Source organism: Bradyrhizobium sp. WYCCWR15520, assembly GCF_056174665.1.
This window is the reverse complement of record NZ_JBWBWM010000019.1, coordinates 161,062-178,810: the sequence shown is the minus strand read 5'-3', so window position 1 is coordinate 178,810 and position 17,749 is coordinate 161,062. Positions and strand designations below refer to the sequence as shown.

Here is a 17,749-nt window from a genome sequence, read left to right as displayed (position 1 = left end):
CGCCGTAGGACAGACCCACGGAAGCTGACGCCCGCGACATCTCTTCCACCGCGATGCAGTGCTCGAGATAGCCGAGGCCGGCGCCGCCATATTCCTCTTCCACCGTGATGCCGTGCAGGCCGAGCGCACCGATCCTGGGCCAGAGGTCGCGCGGAAACTGATTGCTGCGGTCGATCTCGGCGGCGCGCGGCGCGATCTCGTTCTGGGAGAACGCGTGCACGGTCTCGCGGATCGCATCCGCGGTCTCGCCAAGGTCGAAATTGAGCAGCAGCGCCCGGTTCGAGGCCATCATTCCCTCCGCAGTGTTGTTCTGGAATTAAACGATCATACGTTTTTTTACTATCCCTGCAAGTAGAACCACAGAAAGACTAAAGCACACACTCAGACTATTGAATTTACTACTGTTTCGTGCCAGAATTAAACGATCAATCGCTCGTTTCACGACGGCTACCTCCTTCCCTTTCCAGAGGCCCAATGGCGCGGACGATCGGCTCACACGGCCCCAAGACGATGGAGGCGATCCGCAAGGCCGGGCTGCGCCTGATCTTCGAGCACGGCTACGCCGCCATGAGCCTGCGCCAGCTCGCGGCCGAGGTAGGGATCCAGTCGGGCTCGCTCTACAACCATATCAGCACCAAGCAGGAATTGCTGTTCGATCTGGTGCGGGACCACATCAACGAACTGCTGCGTCAGCTCGATCGCGCGCTCCAGGGCAAGCAGCAGCCGTCCGACAAGCTCCGCGCCTTCGTCGCCTTCCACGTCACCTACCACATGACCAAGAAGCGCGAGGTCTTCATCGCCAATTCCGAGCTGCGTAGCCTGGAGCCGAAGAACTATGAGGAGATCGTGGCGCTGCGCGGCGCCTACGAACAGCGGCTCGCCGCCATCCTCGCCGAGGGCGTGGCGGAAGGCGAATTCGAGGTGGTCGACGTCCAGGTCGCGACCTTCGCGATCCTGGCTTTGCTGACCGGCCTCACCACCTGGTACCGGCCCGGCGGCCGGCTCACCAAGGAGGCCATCGTCGCCGCCCACGAAAAACTGGTGCTGTCGAGCGTCGCCCCGGCTGGAACGCCTGATCGGGCAAGCCTGCGCGCCCCCTCCCCGCGTGGCGGGCTGGAGCGCTGCTGAGATGCCGATGACGGAACATCACGCGCTCGACGAAATCGACCTGAGGATACTGGCCGAATTGCAGAAGGATGGACGCATCCGCAACAATGAGCTGGCTGAAAGGGTCGGGCTCTCGGAGCCGCCGTGCCGGCGACGGGTTCGCTCCTTGCGCGAGCGCGGCTATGTCAGTGCCATCAGAGCTACGCTGGACGAAAAACTGCTGGGATACGAGGTCATTTCCTACGTATTGATTCAATTGCAGAGCCAGGCTCAAGCGACGTTGCAGGCGTTCGAAAAATCGATCGCGGCCATGCCGCTGGTGCAACAGAGCTGGCGGATTTCGGGCGATGCCGACTATCTGCTCAAATGCGTGGCGCGGAACGTCGAGGGCATGCACCAGCAGCTTCTGCAATTTTCAGCCATGCCCGAGGTCCGCCACATCAGAACCTTCCCGGTGCTCGGCGTCGCCAAGGATGCTCCGCTGCCGTTGCCCCGCGCCCCCTCGGCATCTGGCCCGGCGCAATAGCCCACCAAACCTGGCGTCGCACGGAAGCGCGCCGGTCTGCCCCCTAGTGGGTCCAGGGCTCGACGCGCTTGAAGGCGAAATTGTCGGCGTAGGCGGCCGGCCGGCGCACCGAATCCTTGGGCTCGATCACCTGGTAGGCAATGCCCTTGCGCTCGCAATAGGCGATCGCGTCTTCCTTGGTGTCAAAGTGCAGGGTGAGCTGCTGTTTCATGTCTACCGAAGAGGTCCATCCCATCAGGGGCTCGATCGCGCGGGGCTGCTCGGGCTCGTAGTCGAGCTGCCATTCCCGGGTCTTGGCCCTGCCCGATTGCATCGCGTTTTTGGCGGGCTTGAAAATGCGTGCGGTCATGGATGGTTGAGTCCTCAGGCGATATGCGACACGGTAGCGGTTGGTGGAAACACCCGGGATAGTATAGAGACACCTTTCAGGAAATTTGATCGGTGATTCCTGCAAACCCGGATGTACCATTACCGTACCGGTATAGTCATTATGCCGTACTGTGACAATCTAGGGACATCGGGCGGCCGGCCCCCGGTCTTGCGGCGCGATCTTCCCGAAAGCAGCAGTTCGAAGCGGCACCCATGAAAATCAACGCCACCCTGCCAGAAAAAGGACGCGACCTCCGGCTCGACCTGTTTCGCGGGGTCGCGAACTGGGCGATCTATCTGGATCATATCCCCGACAACGTCGTGAACTGGATCACCACCCGCAATTACGGGTTTAGCGACGCCGCCGACCTCTTCGTTTTCATTTCCGGCTATACCGCCTCATTCGTCTATGCCCGGATGATGCTGGAACGCGGCTTCATCGTCGGCGCCACGCGGCTGACCAAGCGCGTCTGGCAGCTCTATGTCGCCCATATCATCCTGTTCGTGATCTATATCGCCTCGATCAGCTATCTTGCCTTGCGGTTTGGCGATTCCCAACTGGTCAACGACTTCAACGTCGCCGGCCTGATCGACAACGCGACCGAAACGCTGCGGCAGGGCCTGTTCCTGAAATTCAAGCCGGTGAATCTCGACGTGCTGCCGCTCTACATCGTGCTGATGGGTCTGTTCCCGCCGGTGCTGTGGTTCATGCTGCGCCAGCCCAACTTGACCATGCTGGCCGCCATCGTGCTGTGGCTGGTGTCGCGGCAGACCGGCTGGAACCTGCCCGCCTACCCGACCGGACACTGGTACTTCAATCCGTTCGCCTGGCAGGTGCTGTTCGTGTTCGGCGCCTGGTGCGCGCTCGGCGGCGCCCGCAAGAACCTGCACATCATCAACTCGCCGATCACGCTGTATTTCTGCATCGCCTACATGATCCTGGCGCTTGTCATGACCATGGCCGGCAGGTTTCCGACGTTCGGCGAGATGTTCCCGCAGTGGCTGTATTCGATGTTCAATCCGAACGACAAGACCAACCTCGCGCCCTACCGCTTTCTGCACTTCGTGGTGATCGTGATCCTGGTCATCCGCTTCGTGCCGAAGGAATGGCCGGGGCTGGAGTGGAGGATCTTCGATCCGCTGGTGGTTTGCGGCCAGCAGTCGCTGGCCGTGTTCTGCGTCGGCGTGTTCCTGTCGTTCGTCGGGCACTTCGAGCTGTCGCTGAGCTCAGGCTCGCTGTTCGCGCAGATCTTCGTCAGCGTGACCGGCATCGCGATCATGACCATCGTCGCTTACTACATTTCCTGGTCGAAGCGGCAGGACAAGCCGCTCAAGCCGCCGGCGCCGAAAGCCACCCCGGCGGCTTCCGGCTGAAGCGCGGCAGCCCCGGCGTCAGGCCGGCTGCGCCGTCGAGGCCACTAGCGTGCGCACGTCGGCGTAGACGTTGAGTACCGGCGCCACCACTTTGTGCATCGCGTTCTTCGATACGATGGTGTCGTGGATGACGAGATGATCGACGCCGGTGGTCAGGAAGCAATTCACGGCATCCTGCGGCGTTTCCACGATCGGCTCGCCCTTGATGTTGAATGAGGTGTTGATCAGCACGGGAACGCCGGTCAGCGCTTCGAACTCCTTCAGCAGGCGGTAGAGCATCGGATTGGTTTGTTCGCGTACGGTCTGCACGCGCGCGGTGCCGTCGACATGCACGATCGCCGGAATTTTGTCCCGCCACTCGGGACGTACCGGCTTGGCAATCAGCATGAAGGGCGAGTCTTCGTCGCCCTCGAAGATTTCCTTCATGCGCTCGGCCAGCACGATCGGTGCGAAGGGGCGGAACGCCTGCCGGTGTTTGACGCGGCTGTTGAGGATGTCCTTCATCTCTCCCTTGCGCGGATCAGCCAGCAGGCTGCGGTTGCCGAGCGCGCGCGGCCCGAATTCCGACCGGTCCTGAAACCAGCCGATCACCTTCTGGTCGGCCAGCAGCTTGGCAGTGTCGCGGCAGACATTGTCGCTGCGCACTGCATCGGCCTGGATACGCACCAGAAACTTTTTCAATTCCTTGGCGGCGTCCTGATCGCTATAGCGCCGGCCGACATAGGAATGATCCATCACGAAATCGCGGCGCTGCTTCAGGATTTCGAGCCAGCCGTAATAGGCGCAGCCGATCGCGATGCCGTCGTCGCCGGCCGCGGGTTGGATCCAGACGTTCTCGAATCCGGCCTCGCGGGCCACCCGGCCGTTCGCCACGCAGTTCAGCGCAACGCCGCCGGCCATGCAGAGATTCTTGGCGCCGGTGGTTTCGCGCAGCCAGCGGGCGCGGGCCAGCAGCACGTTTTCGGTGTCGTCCTGCGTGCGCCAGGCCAGATCCTCCCAGTGCCGCATCGCGGGGTTCTTTTCCCAGTTGCTGCCGGGTTCGAACACATAAGGTTGCTTGAAGTCGGTAGCGTTCCAGTGCGGTACCTGCAGCTTGTCGCCGTTCATTTCGAGCAGATGCTTGACCTGGTCGCGGCGGCCATAGGGTGCCAGGCCCATCAGCTCGCCGCATTTATTCCAGTCGCCGAAGATATAGGTCGAGGCGCGGCTGTAGAGCGCGCCGAGCCCGGGCATGTTGTAGAATTCGTCGCTGAGGAAGCCGCGGTCCGGCTCCATCCAGACCTTCTTGACGCACTCCAGCGTCTTGCCGCTGAACTTGTAGTAGCTCTCGGATTCCCGTGCCAATGGCGTCGCCGTGTCGGCGGGCGGATAGGATTCCATGACGTCGGACTGGTAGCTGCCGACGCCATCGACGATCATCACGACGCCATCTTCGAACGGCGACACCGCAAACGCACTATAGGCATGCGCCAGATGGTGGGAGATCGTGACAACCTTGTCCGAATGCTTCAGATAGAGCGGATGCTTGGCCGCATCGCCGCGCTCGAAGTCCGGCAGGAAGCCCGGCGCGTCGAAATAGACCAGCCGCTCCTCCATTTCCGGGACCGGCAGGATGTAGCAGTTGCGCACGACGAGATCGACGTCGTCGAGCGTAATGCCCTCGGCCTCGAGGCAATAGTCGATCACTTCTTTGTAGAAGCCGGAGGCGTGCTTGGCGCGGGTGATCCGCTCCTTGGCGATCGCGAACGCGATGGCGCCGTCGCGCAACAGGCAGGCGCTGACATCATGGTCATAAGTGTTCAGGCCAAGGACGTAAGTGTGTTTTTTGGACATGGGTACTCGTTGGGAGAGGATCATCTTGCGCTGAAAAATGGAGATCGTGTCGACATCAAGTTGTTGGCGTGGCCTCGCGGAATTTTTTCAGAATTCTAAGTTCCTGCAGTGCACAATCCCAAGTGTTCATCCAGTATTCAGATAGATGAACGGCGCAAGAAGCCGCGACAGATCGGCCGTAACTTGACCTTACCTGCCCTTCTTAATAAAGTCCCAAAAGCCCGAAAGAACCTTAGTGAAAATATTGTCTTAGCGCATCCGAACCGAAGGCTTTCTCACGCGTCTAAGTGAGATAGTGCAGAAGTTCAGATGTTCGGAAGTGACCGGGAGATCCTCGTATGGCTAAACGCTATAATATCCTGACCCGCTGCCTTGCAGCACTGGCCCTGTTGTTCGTCTATGTGGCCAGCACCTCTGCCATTCTGGTGGGCGGGACAACGACGTCCGCGCAGGCCTATCGCGGCGGCCGCGGTTATCGCGGTGGCCGTGGCTTTTATCGCGGCGGTCGTGGCTTCTATCGCGGCGGCCGAGGCTATTACGGCCGAGGCTATGGCTTCTATGGCGGCGGTCCCCGCTGCTGGTGGAATCCCTACGGCGTTCGCGTCTGCAGGTGGTGACATAGATCGATCGCTGTCAGATCAGACGCGATCATGCTGGGAATCAGGCGTGCCGACCGGCACGCCTTTTTCTTTTGGGTAATCGATTCTGGCAGCGTTGGCCGTACCCGACCTAACTTGCAAGCCGCGGAATCAATTTAAGCGCGTTGCCACGCTCGATCGACGCGACCTGTTCGTCCGTGAACACGCCTGCCTCGCGCAATCCTTTCACATGATCGCCGCCGGTGCGGTACGGGAAATCCGTCCCGAACACGATCTGCGACGGCGGGATGATGGCCGCGAGCGCCGACATCGAACCGCGGTTGGAGGTCTGGGCAGTGTCGTAGAAGAAGCGCTTGAGCTCCGCGAGCGTGCCATCAGGCACGGTCTCCTTGGCCTTCGGCGCCAGCAGCGGATGCCGGACGAAGCGCTCGATCAGAAACGGCATCGTTCCGCCCGCGTGCGAGAAGATCCAGCGAATATCGGGAAACCGCCGCGCATTGCCGGAAAAGACGATGTCGGCGATGGTGCGCGTCGTGTCGGTGCCGAACTCGATCATGACGGGCGGCTGCGTCGGCACCAGATTCGCGCAGCAATTGGCCGCCGTCGGATGGGTGTAGACCAGCGTCTTGCGCCGATTGAGTTCCTCCATCACCGGCAGGAATAGCGGATCGCCAAGCCACTTGTCGCCATAGCTCGTCATCAAGGCGATTCCATCGGCCTTGAGCGTATCGAGCGCATATGTCAGCTCGCGCAGGCTGCCTTCGGCGTCGGTGAGCGGCAGCATCGCGAAATTGCCGAAGCGCCCGGGATAATCGGCAACCAGTTTCGCGGCATACTCGTTCGACTCGCGGCAGAGCTTTCGCGCGGTGTCGCCCTTGGTGAAATTGACCGCCGGCGTGGTGACTGAGAGCATCGAGGTGGCGATGCCGGCCTTGTCCATGTCGGCGAGCGATTTCACGATCGTCCAGTTCTTCATCAGCGGATCGCCAAAACCCGCATCATTCGACGCCGTCACATAGGTCGGCGGCGATAGATGATGATGGACGTCAATTCGGAACGGTTTTCCGTCGGCGGTTTGTGCATCGGCGCCGCCGCGTCCCATGGCAGCGGTCAAGGCCAGCGCGCCGGCACCGAGCATGAAGCTGCGCCGGCTGGGCGTAAAGAGCGACGGAGTTGCTGGACCACAGCAGAAGCATCCCCGCAAACGCGGCGCGCGCAAATCCGTCATTCGTTCTCTCCCGGTTTTTTTGTTTGTTGTTGCGTAAACCTTCAGCCGTCGAGAATGGCGACCGCCCGGGTCCAGCCGGCCGAGGCACGCTCGATCTTCACCGGGAAGCACGACACCATGAACCCAGTCGAGGGCAGTTGCTCGAGATTGTGCAGCTTTTCGAGGTGGCAATAGCCGATATGGCGGCCGGCCTTGTGGCCTTCCCAGATCAGGCTGGCGTCTTTGGTCTCGGCATATTTCTTTGCCGTGTAGACGAACGGCGCGTCCCAACTCCAGCCGTCGATGCCGGTCAGCCGCACGCCGCGCTCCAGGAGATACATCGTCGCCTCGTAGCCCATGCCGCAGCCGGAGGTGACGTAATCGGGCCTTCCGTATTTGGCACCGGCGCTGGTGTTGACCACCACGATCTCCAGCGGCGACAACGTATGGCCGATGCGCTTGAGTTCGGCTTCAACATCCTTGGCGGTCGCGACATAGCCATCAGGCAAATGCCGGAAGTCGAGCTTCACGCCCGGCTGAAAACACCATTCCAGCGGTACCTCGTCGATGGTCCATGAACGCTCGCCGCGGTTCATGGTGGGATGAAAGTGCCAGGGCGCATCGAGATGCGTGCCGTTATGGGTGGAGAGCGATACCTGCTCCACTGCCCAGCCCTGCCCGTCAGGCAGATCTTCCGCCTTCAGCCCGTCGAAGAACTGCAGCATGCGCGGCAGCCCCTGCTGGTGATCGATGTACTGAATGGTCGGGTGATTGCCGGGCGGATCGGCCGGCACGTCGTTTTGCAGGGGAACGGAGATGTCGATCAGTTTGCGCGTCATGGCGTTTCCTAAGGCTTGATGTTCTTTTTGGTTAGCGTCGCCGGAACAGACTATTGCCGCTCGACCCGGTTCTTCAAAATGCCGATCTTTTCGATCTCGAGCTCGATCGTATCGCCGTGCTCGAGATACCAGCCGAGTTCGAGGCCACAGCCATTGCCGACAGTGCCGGATCCGATGAACTCGCCGGGCATCAGGGTTTCATCCTTGCTGACATGGGCGATGATCTCCTCGAACGAGAATAGCATGCCCTCGCTTATCCCTTGCGAGCGCCTCTCTCCGTTGACGCGCGCTTCCATCTTCAATTTATAGGGATCGCCGATCTCGTCCGGCGTGACGATCCACGGCCCCATCACGTTGCCGCCGTCGAAACTCTTGCCTTTCGCCGGTCCGAGCCGCCCTTCCATTTCGATGCGTTGGGCATCGCGCGCGGAAAAGTCGTTGAAGATGGTGTAGCCGAAGATGTGTTCCTTGGCCTTGGCCGCCGAAATGTTGGCGCCCTTGTTCCTGGTGACGATGCCGAACTCGAGCTCGTAGTCCATCACCTGACTGTAGCGTGGCCATTTCACGGTCGTGTTGGTGCCGCGAACGCTGAAACGGTTGGTGATGTAGTAGATCGGCTGCTTGCGATAGACCTCCGGCAGCTCGCCCAGCGGCTCGGCCTCGATCCGCGCCAGTTCGGCCATGTCGCCTTTGGCGCGCGCGGCGAGCTTGAGCTGCCCGCGCGGCGCCTGCAGGATGTGCAGCGGGAACGACATGCCGTCGCGCATCTGCCGCGGCTCCGGAACGGGCGCGAGGATTTCCGCCGTCGCCACCGGTATCGACAAGCTCTCGTCCTTGCCATGCTTATCGAACGCCGCTGCTGCCGCTTCGAGCGCGGCGTCTCCGGTATCGATCAATGCTAGCATCGAGGCAAACGCCGGGTTGGCGCTTCCGCTTCGGCCGGCGGCGGCTGCGAGGTCGAAAAGGCGCGTATCGCCTCCATGCACGATTCCGATCTTTTCCTGGCCGCCGGATTTGAATGTCGCGAGTTTCACTGGACGCACCCTTGTTTTCTGTCGAAATATATGATCAAAAAAAATATCGATAAACAAGACAGAAAAATGTGTCATGGGGAGAATGCCGTGAAGAAGGTCCTTGCCGCCCTTGCGGTCAGCGTGGCGCTGACCGGCACCGCCTCTGCGCAAGCCAGGATCCAGGTTGGCTGCACGGCGACCTCGGACTGCGCCTCGGCCATGATCGCGATCGACGAAGGTATCTTCAAAAAGCACGGGCTCGAGGTCGAGATGACGCCGATCGGCATCAACTCGAACATCCCGGCGGCGATCCTGTCGAATTCGATTCAGATCGGCGGGCCGACCTCGACGGTGTTCCTGCAGGCTGTCGACGGCGGGCTCGATCTCGTCGCCATCGCGGGAGCCACCGTCATGAGCCCGGTATCGAACGGCAACATCACCGCCTTCGTGCGCAACGGCATCACCATCAAGGAGCCGAAGGATTTCGTCGGCAAGAAAGTCGGCGCGCCGGGCCTCAACGCCTTCCTGCACGTGCTGTTCGTGAAATGGCTGGTGGAGAAAGGCGTCGATCCCAAGGGCGTGAATTTCGTCGAGGTCACCTTCCCGACCATGGCCGATATCATCAAGTCGGGCGGCGTCGATGCCGTGCTGACAGCCGAGCCGTTTGTGACCCGCATGACCAATGCCGGCCTCGGCTCGGTCGGCGCACGCTATGCGGTCGAACTGGCGCGCACCGATCCGATCATCTTCTACGCGGCGTCGCGCGAATGGGCAGAGAAGAACGCCGCGGCGATCAAGAAATTCCGCGAAGCGCTCACTGAGTCCGCCGTCATCGTCAACAATGATCGCGAAAAGGCGTCGAATTCGATTGCAAAATTCACCAAGCAGCCGATCGAGCTGGTCAAGGCAACGCCGCCGAACCGCTCCGAACCGACGCTCAAGCCTGAACAGCTCGCCTGGTGGATCGAGGTGATGTCGACGCAGAAAATGCTGCAATCCAAGCTCGACACCTCGAAGCTGGTGCTGAAGTAAGGGACTGCCGATGCCGGCTTCCGACCGCCAAACGACCCGACCGGTGACCGAAGCCGCCACCTTGAGCGAGCGCGCGGCGCTGCTGGTCGAGCAGGACATCCTCGCCGGTCACCTGGCGCCGGGGTCGCGGCTCGGCATCGTCGATCTCGTGCAGCGCTACGAGATCGGCGCGACGCCGCTCCGCGAGGGCCTGTCGCGTCTGATGTCGCGGGGGCTGATCGTCGGCATCGGGCAGCGCGGCTTTCGCGTTGCCGACATCAGCCGGGAGGATTTGCTTGATATCACCACCATGCGCACGGCGGTCGAGGTCGAAGCCATCAGGCTCGCGATCGTCAACGGCGATGATGCCTGGGAGGCCGGCATCGTCAGCGCGCTGCACCAGATGCGCCGCCATATCGAGCGCACCGGCGATGAATTCCGCGAAGGCGCCGAGGATTTCGACCGACTGCACAAGGGCTTTCACACCGCGCTATTGGCGGCCTGCGGCTCCAAACGCCTGCTGGCGGCCCATTCCGATCTCTACGATCAGGCCTATCGCTATCGGCGCGTGATGATGCGCTCCGTCGACAGTGGCAAGAAGTTCGTCCGCGCCCATCAATTGCTGGCTGATCGGATCATCGCGCGCGATATTCCCGGCTCTCAGGCCATGCTGACGGCACATCTGCGTTCGACCATGGACTTTGTCTATCCCTCAGGCAGCGAGAGCTGAACCATGGCAAGCGCCGCAAAACGCCTCGACGCCGCCCCCGGCACGCCTGCGCCGCAAATCAGCTTTGACGCGGTCACGCTGCAGCTCGGCGGCAAGACCATCATCGAAAATCTGCACCTTGGGGTCCGCCCTGGCGAATTCCTCTGCATCGTCGGCGCTTCCGGCTGCGGCAAGACCACGGCGCTGCGTCTCGCCGCCGGTCTCTACCAGCCGACCAGCGGAAGAGTGAATTTCGACGGCCAGCCGATGCGCGAGCCGCGCCGCGAGATCGCGATCGTGTTCCAGGATTACGGCAAGGCGTTGCTGCCATGGCGCACCGCAGCCGGCAATGTCTCGCTGGCGCTGGAAGCAGCCGGCATGCCATCGGCCGAGCGCCCGGCCCGCATCGAGGAGTTGCTGCGCACCGTCGGCCTGCCCGGCCACGCCGGAAAATATCCGTCGGAAATGTCCGGCGGCATGCAGCAGCGCCTGCAGATCGCCCGCTGTCTCGCGCAGGAGCCGAAGACGCTGCTGATGGACGAGCCGTTCGGCGCGCTGGACGCGATGACGCGGCAGGGTTTGCAGGACGAGGTGCTGTCGCTGGTGGCGGCCAGCGGCGCCACCGTGATCTTCGTGACCCACGACCTCGATGAAGCGATCTATCTCGGCGACCGCGTCATCGGCCTGCTGCCGCATCCGGGACGAATCGGCATCGAACTGGCGGTCAACCTGCCGCGGCCGCGCGACCAGCTATCGACCCGCGAGCATCCGGAATTTTTGCGGCTGCGCCGACAATTATTCGACTTCATCAAGGCGACCGAGCAGTGACGGCGAATTCCGCCAAGGCGCTGGCGCTGCCGCTCGCCGTGCTGGCAGCGTTCGAGCTCTGGGCCCGTACCACACATCTGCAGAGTGATAGTCTTGCGCCGCCGAGCGACATCCTGATGGCGCTATTCGGCGCCTTCGCCGATCTCTCCATCCTGGCGGCGACGCGCGACACGCTGTTTTCGGCTTTCGCCGGGCTTGCGATCGGTACCATCATCGGCCTGGCCTTCGGCATTGCATTCGGGATTTCGGACACCTTGAACCGCCTGATGGAAGTGACCGTCGAGGCGATCCGCCCGATCCCCTCGATTGCGCTGTTGCCGATTGCGCTGATCGCGCTCGGCTTCGGCTACCGCATGGAAATCGTGATCGTCGCGTTTGCCTGCGTCTGGCCGGTCCTGATCCTTTCGCGCGCGGCGGTACGCAGCATCGAGCCGCGGCTGATGGAAGTGGCGCGGGCGCTGCGGCTGCCGCCGGCGCAACGGGTCTGGAAGATCATCATCCCGGCCGCGCTACCACGGATCTTCGTCGCTTTCCGCCTATCGGCCGGCATCGCGCTGATCGTCGCCGTCACGGTCGAAATCGCCATCAATCCACTCGGCCTCGGCGCCGGTATCATGCTGGCGCAGCAGGCGCTGCGCCCGGACCTGATGCTGGCCTATCTGGTCTGGATCGGCGCCATCGGATACGCGCTGAATGTCCTCCTGGTCGTCGCGCAGAACCGCCTGTTCGGCCGCGCCGCAGTCAGCGGGGACAGCAGATGAATCGCGGCGCAATCCTCTGGCGGGTGGCAAGCTTTGCGGTTGCGGCCGGCTTCATCGGGCTATGGCAACTGATCGCCAATCTGAAACTGGTCTCGCCGGTATTCCTGCCGGGGCCTGACAGGGCCTGGGCGTCGCTGGTGCGGGGATTTTCCTCCGGCGATCTCTGGAGCAAGCTCGCCGGCACGCTCGAACACATGGCCTATGGCTGGCTTCTCGCCTCTATCGCCGGCATCGCGATCGGCGCGATCATCGGCTCGTCTCGGACGATGCGGACCTATGTCGCGCCCTCGCTGGAATTCTTGCGGCCGCTGCCGGTCTCCGCGATCATTCCGGTTGCGATCGCCATGCTCGGGCTGACGCAGGCGATGGCGCTGTTCGTGATCTCCTTCGGCGCGATCTGGCCGATCATGCTCGCGACCATCCACGGTTTTGCGGCGGTCGAGCCCCGGCTCTACGAGGTCGCGCGGTCGCTGCAGATGTCGCGGCTTGCGGTGATCTTCAAGATCGCCCTGCCCTCGGCCAGCCCCGACATCCTCGCCGGCATGCGCCTCAGCCTGACGGTCGCGCTCATCCTCTCGGTGGTCTGCGAAATCCTGGCCGGCCTCGACGGCCTCGGCCACTGGGTGCTGCTATCGGCCCGCGCGTTCCGGTCAGCCGACCTGTTCGCCGGTGTCATCCTGCTGGGGGTAACGGGCTATGTAACGTCGGTGGCGATGTCGCTGGCGGAACACAGACTGCTGGCGTGGCAAGCGGCGCAGCGCTGACGTCGGGCCGCGCAGCTAGAGCATGATCCGGAAAAGTGTGCAGCGGTTTTCCGAAGAGATCATGCTCAAACAAAAAGATAACGCGGGATGGCGATTCGAAGAAAAGTCATCGCACTTTAGGTGTCCGCAACAGGGCGAGCCGAAACCTCGGGCTCCTTCGACGTGGTCATAAGGCGCCGGCAAGCCCGCCCAATCGAGCGCCAGAGCGCGCGAAGACTGAAGGTGACGAGCACCTCATGGTGCCGCATCCCCTTGCCGCCCTTGACCAACCCAAGATCGCGGATGATGCAATACGTCCCGCTGCTCATGCGGGCGAACTTCGCACCTCGAAAATGATTGCGCACACGCGACAACATGCACGCAGCTTGCACCGCGGATCGATTCCGTCAATCTTGACCGGCGGCGAATCAACCCGCCGAAATACGAAAGCCGTCAAAGCGTTGCGTTGTTGCCCCGCTCGCCGATGCGATAGAGTTGCGCAGTCCGAACCGGCAACCGATTGAGCACGGCGCGCCGCTCGTTCATGCGCGCACTCGGCGAATCCGGCTGCGCAAAGTATTCAAGGATCTGGATCCGGATTTCCTCCGCGAGCGGACCCTCGACTTGGCGCATCCGATTCCAGAGCCGGATGATTTCCCGTTGCTTCTCAACATCCATTGGTCACCTCCGAAGATGACCAATGAGAACATACCAAGAACGATATTACAAGCCGAAAATTGCAACCTGTTCTAGAAGCAGAGGCTAAGAATCTTCAGTCGGCAGGCCTCGGCCGGGCGGGATTTCGGCTTCGCAACGCTTGCCTGCTTTGATTCCTTTGGCGAAGTCTTCGGCGAACCCTTTGGCGTCTTGGGACGCTCATAGTCGCCCGCGATCACCATGGCCCAGTACATGCGGCCGGTCTTCGCGCTTTTCACGCTGGCAACACCGACGCGCGTCGCGCCGGGCAACAGCAGGTTTTTCCGGTGCCCCGATGAATTGATCCACTGGTCGAGGGTTTTGGGAAAGCTTTCGTAGCCGTAAGCAATATTCTCTGCGGCGCGGCCTGCGCCCGCCGGACTCATACGCGTATTGAACCGGCCAAGGACATCGTGATCGAGCTGGTCCTTGGCGGCCATCGCCTGGGCCTGATCGTGCGCGATCCGTGTGAGCGTCGCGTCCAGGGTTACGCGCTTCTCCCCGTGCTTCAGCCGAAAATCAGAAATCATCTGCGCGGGATTGGCCATGGCCGCCTGGCTGTCGGCTACCGCGGCAAAGCAAATCAGCAGCCCCAGCAGCAGCACCCGCCGCGCCACAATGACCGTCTTCCTACTAATCACAATTGTTCCCCGCCCATCGCGCCGGGAAAATTCGGCGCGAAAAGAAACAGCAAGTCATTGATTTTATTGGTCGGGGCAGCTGGATTCGAACCAACGACCTGCAGTACCCAAAACTGCCGCGCTACCAGGCTGCGCTATACCCCGATCCCCTGGAAATGCGTCGATACACGCTAAAACCGCTGCCAGCAAGGCGATGGAAGGCCGGGTCAGCGCTTGTTGAACAGCGGGTGCGCCACCCGGTCGCCGGGCTGAATTCCATATTTTTGGGCCGTGCCGGCAATCACTTCCAGCACGCCCCTGGCGAGCCCGCCCGACGAGATGATCTTGGTGGACATGGGCTCGGTATTTTCGGCGATCCGCAGGATGCGGCCGTCGGCGCGGATGAAGATCATGTCGAGCGGGATGTAGGTGTTCTTCATCCACATCGAGATCTGCTGCTCAGGCGAGAAATCGAACAGCATGCCTTTGCCGTCGGGCAGCTCCTTCCGGTACATCAGCCCTTGGGTTTTCTCCTCCTCCGTCGTCGCCATTTCGACCGAGAACACTTGCACCCCCGATTTGGTGACGATCTCGAGCGGCTGGATGCTGGCGGCCTTGGCGGCAGGATTGGCACAGAGGGTGACAAGCACGGCGAATGCCGCCAGCGACGCCATAAGGCGGCCCGCGAAGCGAACCCGCACAATCATCAAAGCGAAACTCATCAAAGCACTCACGCGGAAATCTGAGGGGGGATTGCCGGCGAACCCTACCCCAGGGATTGCGGCAAATGCCAGATGCCGCCGCGCAGGTGCACGGCGGGCGGCTCACGTTTCCGTCAGTGGTCCGGCGGGATTAGTGCGAGGACAGTGCCGACGGTCCGGTCTCGGGATGGATTTCGGCCGCCATCATGCCCTTGGATCCGGGCCCGAAGCGCACCAGCACGTACTGGCCCGGCCGCAGCTCGGTCATGCCGAACCGCCGCAGCGTTTCCATGTGGACAAAAATATCGGGAGTGCCCTCGCCGCAGGTCAGGAAGCCGAACCCGCGCAGCCGATTGAACCATTTGACCTGGGCCCGCTCCAGACCGCTGGTCGGCGTGACGCTGACATGGGTTCTGGGCGGCAGCATTTGCGCCGGATGGATCGCAGTCGATTCGTCCATCGAGACGATTCGGAACGCCTGATAGCCCTTGGCGCGCTGCACGCATTCGACCACCAGCCGCGCGCCTTCATAGGCGGTCTGATAGCCATCGCGCCGGAGCACCGTGACGTGCAGCAGCACATCGGGCCAGCCATTGTCCGGAACAATGAAACCGTAGCCCTTCGAAGCGTCGAACCATTTGATGACGCCCGATATTTCGACAAGGTTGGCTGCGGCATCGCCGAGCCCTGAAAGCGCATCCACTGCCGGATCGCGCTGCGCGCCGGCTGAGTATTCACCTGGTCCAAGTCTGTTTTGCCCTGTCCCGCCTGGCGGCGGCCCCCCGAGCTTCTTGGACCCAAATTCGTCCGACCCCATGACCCCGGACCTCACACTTCTCAAAAAAGCGGCCCGCTGTCGCCGAAGCGGACCGGAACACGCGCCCTACCATGACCATCATGCTAACGCAGCGCGAATCTCTCGAATCAAAGATAACACTACCGATTGCGGCGCATAGCTAAAAAAAACAAAATTGCGGAGACTATGAACAGCTTGCACAACTGCGAATCAGTTGGCGATCAATTGCCTACAAACGGTCCGAGCGTTTCTCCGATGTCGTGACGGATCACGAGATCAGCGACATCATCCTGTTCCGTGGGCTCATTGTTGATGATCACGAGCCTGGCGCCGCAGTTCCTGGCCATCAGCGGAAAACCTGCAGCCGGCCAAACAACTAGCGAGGATCCGATCGCCAGGAACAGATCGCATTGCTGGGCCAGTTCGGTGGCGCGGCGCATCGCGTCTTCCGGCATTGCCTGTCCGAACGAGATCGTCGCGGTCTTTACCGGCTCGTCACAGACGGTGCAGTCGGGCGCACTGCCACTTTCTTCGAAACGCGCCTTTACCCAAGGAAGATCATAGGCATGTCCGCAGCCGATGCAGCGGGCATAGGTGGTATTGCCATGCAATTCGATCACGTCGTCGGCCTTGAAGCCGGACGCCTGATGCAAATTATCAATATTCTGGGTGATGATCGCAGGCGTCTTGCCGGCCTTGTAGAGCGAGGCCAGTGCCCGATGTCCGCGGCCGGGCTTGGCCGCAGCAAAAGTCTCTTCCATCGCAAAGCGCCGCCGCCAGGCCTCGGCCCGCGCGTCGGCACTGGCCACGAATTCGTCGAATGCGATCGGGCGGTTGCGGGTCCACAGGCCGCCGGGGGAACGGAAATCCGGAATGCCGCATTCGGTCGAAATGCCGGCGCCGGTAAAGGGGACGATGCAAGTAGCTTCAGCAATCATGTTGCCGAGTTGCTCGACGCCGCTGCGCAAATCCTTGGCGATCACCGCTGATAGTTCCGAAATGATTGGGCCACGCGACTATAGCACGGACGTCCGGATTGCCAGATCGATACGCCCTGCCCGGCGCCACAGCACGCGCATCGCAACGGCGACGCTATCAAACCGCCTTATATCGCGCCCCTTGTCTTGCCGCCTCATCAGGCGGCCTCTGCAATCGATTCCTTCAGCTCCTTGGCTTCTTCGGACTTCTTCGCCTTGGGCGCGGGTGCGCTTTCCGCTTTCTTCACCGGTGGCTTGCCGTATTGGGCGAGCTTCTCCAGTTCCGCTTCGAGTTCGGCGCGCGTGTAGCGACTTTCTCGAACAGCTTGTCGGTGGCGTGTTCGCGCAGGCCTTGCGAGCTCTTCGATATTAAGTGAATCCAGATCGATCTTTGCCATTGGAACCTCCCGTTTTGTGTTTCGCTACCGGGAACCCGCGTGAGCAATAAGAATTCAGCACACTTTATCCACCGTTTCGCCGCGCAACGACGCGCGATCACGATGCTCCAATGTCGCCTCCCAATTCACGCCTCATTTGCGCTCGCAGTTGATGGCGGGGCACGAATCAAAACAAGCAACGGATGGGCGATGACAGAGAAGGAAGAAAGACTCGCGCGGGACCGGGCCGAAATTGCAGCACGTGTCGCAAGTTTCAGGCAAACCCAGCAGAAGTTCGAACGCGAGCGTGAAGAGTATTACGAGACGACGCTGGCGAACGCGCTGAACGGATCCGGTCGACCCTCCTTCTGGCGCTAGCCCGGAACCGGCAGGCGCATTTGCGTATCCCTCGCGTTATTTCTAATGGAATATCACGCGGAACCCATGGAGAATTCATCGCGGGGCGGAACGAAGTCAGCGCGGCGACGTTTTCCTCACAAGTGCAGCAACCTTGCGAGAGGTGAAAGCACGAAAGACCCCGTCGGCATCCTCGGATGTAGGCGGGGTTTTTAATTGCCTATCAGACCGGATGCGCCGTCACGGGATCGCGAGCCATGCGATCGCGCGGGTCTGATCATCGAACTGCGCAGGAACAAACACGCC

General features: G+C 61.6%; 22 protein-coding genes and 1 tRNA gene. 10 read left to right on the top strand and 13 right to left on the bottom strand.

The window, feature by feature from the left end:
- Positions 1-289, bottom strand: a 289-nt coding sequence (locus AC0QUY_RS22770) for an acyl-CoA dehydrogenase family protein (RefSeq protein ID WP_475388471.1), incomplete at its 3' end; no start/stop codon positions are given.
- 185 nt (positions 290-474) lie between these two features.
- Here AC0QUY_RS22770 and AC0QUY_RS22765 point away from each other — a divergent pair.
- Positions 475-1,128, top strand: coding sequence for a TetR/AcrR family transcriptional regulator (locus AC0QUY_RS22765; protein ID WP_475388470.1), 654 nt, complete (start codon positions 475-477; stop codon positions 1,126-1,128).
- A gap of 7 nt (positions 1,129-1,135) precedes the next feature.
- A complete protein-coding gene (locus AC0QUY_RS22760) occupies positions 1,136-1,633 on the top strand; it encodes an Lrp/AsnC family transcriptional regulator (protein WP_475388469.1) in 498 nt (165 codons plus the stop codon).
- A 43-nt stretch (positions 1,634-1,676) separates the two neighbouring features.
- Here the strand turns inward: AC0QUY_RS22760 and AC0QUY_RS22755 are convergent, their stop codons facing one another.
- Complete coding sequence (locus AC0QUY_RS22755; protein WP_161854494.1) at positions 1,677-1,982, bottom strand: ETC complex I subunit; 306 nt, start codon at positions 1,980-1,982, stop codon at positions 1,677-1,679.
- 233 nt (positions 1,983-2,215) lie between these two features.
- Between AC0QUY_RS22755 and AC0QUY_RS22750 the strand changes: the two genes are divergently transcribed.
- Positions 2,216-3,376: an OpgC domain-containing protein gene (locus tag AC0QUY_RS22750; protein ID WP_161854493.1), complete on the top strand. Its 1,161-nt coding sequence runs from the start codon at positions 2,216-2,218 to the stop codon at positions 3,374-3,376.
- Positions 3,377-3,394: 18 nt separating this feature from the next.
- Here AC0QUY_RS22750 and AC0QUY_RS22745 read toward each other — a convergent pair whose 3' ends face one another.
- On the bottom strand, positions 3,395-5,209 hold the full coding sequence (locus tag AC0QUY_RS22745; protein ID WP_475388468.1) for a carbamoyltransferase family protein: 1,815 nt from the start codon (positions 5,207-5,209) through the stop codon (positions 3,395-3,397).
- Between the two features lie 338 nt (positions 5,210-5,547).
- On the opposite strand from AC0QUY_RS22745, the gene AC0QUY_RS22740 reads away from it, so the two are divergent.
- Positions 5,548-5,826 (top strand): hypothetical protein, encoded by a 279-nt coding sequence (locus AC0QUY_RS22740; protein ID WP_161854491.1) that lies wholly within the window; start codon positions 5,548-5,550, stop codon positions 5,824-5,826.
- Positions 5,827-5,938: 112 nt separating this feature from the next.
- On the opposite strand, the gene AC0QUY_RS22735 is transcribed toward AC0QUY_RS22740, so the two are convergent.
- The 3 genes from AC0QUY_RS22735 to AC0QUY_RS22725 are packed head-to-tail and all read right to left on the bottom strand — an operon-like array spanning position 5,939 to position 8,888.
- Positions 5,939-7,036, bottom strand: coding sequence for an amidohydrolase family protein (locus AC0QUY_RS22735; RefSeq protein ID WP_475388467.1), 1,098 nt, complete (start codon positions 7,034-7,036; stop codon positions 5,939-5,941).
- Between the two features lie 41 nt (positions 7,037-7,077).
- On the bottom strand, positions 7,078-7,854 hold the full coding sequence (locus AC0QUY_RS22730) for a cyclase family protein (RefSeq protein WP_475388465.1): 777 nt from the start codon (positions 7,852-7,854) through the stop codon (positions 7,078-7,080).
- Between the two features lie 50 nt (positions 7,855-7,904).
- On the bottom strand, positions 7,905-8,888 hold the full coding sequence (locus AC0QUY_RS22725) for a fumarylacetoacetate hydrolase family protein (RefSeq protein WP_475388464.1): 984 nt from the start codon (positions 8,886-8,888) through the stop codon (positions 7,905-7,907).
- Positions 8,889-8,975: 87 nt separating this feature from the next.
- Here AC0QUY_RS22725 and AC0QUY_RS22720 point away from each other — a divergent pair, with 87 nt between their 5' ends.
- The 5 genes from AC0QUY_RS22720 to AC0QUY_RS22700 are packed head-to-tail and all read left to right on the top strand — an operon-like array spanning position 8,976 to position 12,940.
- Positions 8,976-9,899 (top strand): ABC transporter substrate-binding protein, encoded by a 924-nt coding sequence (locus AC0QUY_RS22720; RefSeq protein ID WP_475388463.1) that lies wholly within the window; start codon positions 8,976-8,978, stop codon positions 9,897-9,899.
- Between the two features lie 10 nt (positions 9,900-9,909).
- Positions 9,910-10,608, top strand: a complete 699-nt coding sequence (locus AC0QUY_RS22715; RefSeq protein ID WP_475388462.1) for a GntR family transcriptional regulator — start codon at positions 9,910-9,912, stop codon at positions 10,606-10,608.
- 3 nt (positions 10,609-10,611) lie between these two features.
- Entirely contained in the window at positions 10,612-11,415 is an 804-nt protein-coding gene (locus AC0QUY_RS22710) for an ABC transporter ATP-binding protein (RefSeq protein ID WP_475388461.1), read from the top strand.
- Positions 11,412-12,176, top strand: coding sequence for an ABC transporter permease (locus tag AC0QUY_RS22705; RefSeq protein ID WP_475388459.1), 765 nt, complete (start codon positions 11,412-11,414; stop codon positions 12,174-12,176). The genes AC0QUY_RS22710 and AC0QUY_RS22705 overlap by 4 nt, the downstream gene beginning before the upstream one ends.
- Positions 12,173-12,940 carry an ABC transporter permease gene (locus AC0QUY_RS22700; protein WP_161854483.1) on the top strand — a complete coding sequence of 256 codons (768 nt, stop codon included), beginning with the start codon at positions 12,173-12,175 and terminating at the stop codon, positions 12,938-12,940. Before AC0QUY_RS22705 ends, AC0QUY_RS22700 begins: the two co-directional genes overlap by 4 nt.
- A gap of 432 nt (positions 12,941-13,372) precedes the next feature.
- On the opposite strand, the gene AC0QUY_RS22695 is transcribed toward AC0QUY_RS22700, so the two are convergent.
- The 7 genes from AC0QUY_RS22695 to AC0QUY_RS22665 all read right to left on the bottom strand — a co-directional run bounded on the left by AC0QUY_RS22695 (position 13,373) and on the right by AC0QUY_RS22665 (position 17,107).
- Positions 13,373-13,597, bottom strand: a complete 225-nt coding sequence (locus AC0QUY_RS22695; protein WP_475388458.1) for a hypothetical protein — start codon at positions 13,595-13,597, stop codon at positions 13,373-13,375.
- A gap of 71 nt (positions 13,598-13,668) precedes the next feature.
- Positions 13,669-14,214, bottom strand: coding sequence for a CAP domain-containing protein (locus AC0QUY_RS22690; protein WP_475388478.1), 546 nt, complete (start codon positions 14,212-14,214; stop codon positions 13,669-13,671).
- Positions 14,215-14,323: 109 nt separating this feature from the next.
- Positions 14,324-14,400, bottom strand: a tRNA-Pro gene (locus tag AC0QUY_RS22685).
- Between the two features lie 62 nt (positions 14,401-14,462).
- Complete coding sequence (locus AC0QUY_RS22680) at positions 14,463-14,909, bottom strand: DUF192 domain-containing protein (RefSeq protein WP_475388457.1); 447 nt, start codon at positions 14,907-14,909, stop codon at positions 14,463-14,465.
- Between the two features lie 178 nt (positions 14,910-15,087).
- Positions 15,088-15,753 carry a cold-shock protein gene (locus tag AC0QUY_RS22675; protein ID WP_161854481.1) on the bottom strand — a complete coding sequence of 222 codons (666 nt, stop codon included), beginning with the start codon at positions 15,751-15,753 and terminating at the stop codon, positions 15,088-15,090.
- A gap of 200 nt (positions 15,754-15,953) precedes the next feature.
- A complete protein-coding gene (locus tag AC0QUY_RS22670; RefSeq protein ID WP_161854480.1) occupies positions 15,954-16,715 on the bottom strand; it encodes an SIR2 family NAD-dependent protein deacylase in 762 nt (253 codons plus the stop codon).
- A gap of 152 nt (positions 16,716-16,867) precedes the next feature.
- The gene (locus AC0QUY_RS22665) at positions 16,868-17,107 is read right to left on the bottom strand and encodes a hypothetical protein (RefSeq protein WP_475388456.1); all 240 of its coding nucleotides are present in this window, start codon (positions 17,105-17,107) and stop codon (positions 16,868-16,870) included.
- Between the two features lie 39 nt (positions 17,108-17,146).
- Here AC0QUY_RS22665 and AC0QUY_RS22660 point away from each other — a divergent pair, with 39 nt between their 5' ends.
- The gene (locus AC0QUY_RS22660) at positions 17,147-17,464 is read left to right on the top strand and encodes a hypothetical protein (protein ID WP_475388455.1); all 318 of its coding nucleotides are present in this window, start codon (positions 17,147-17,149) and stop codon (positions 17,462-17,464) included.
- Positions 17,465-17,749: the final 285 nt, after the last annotated feature.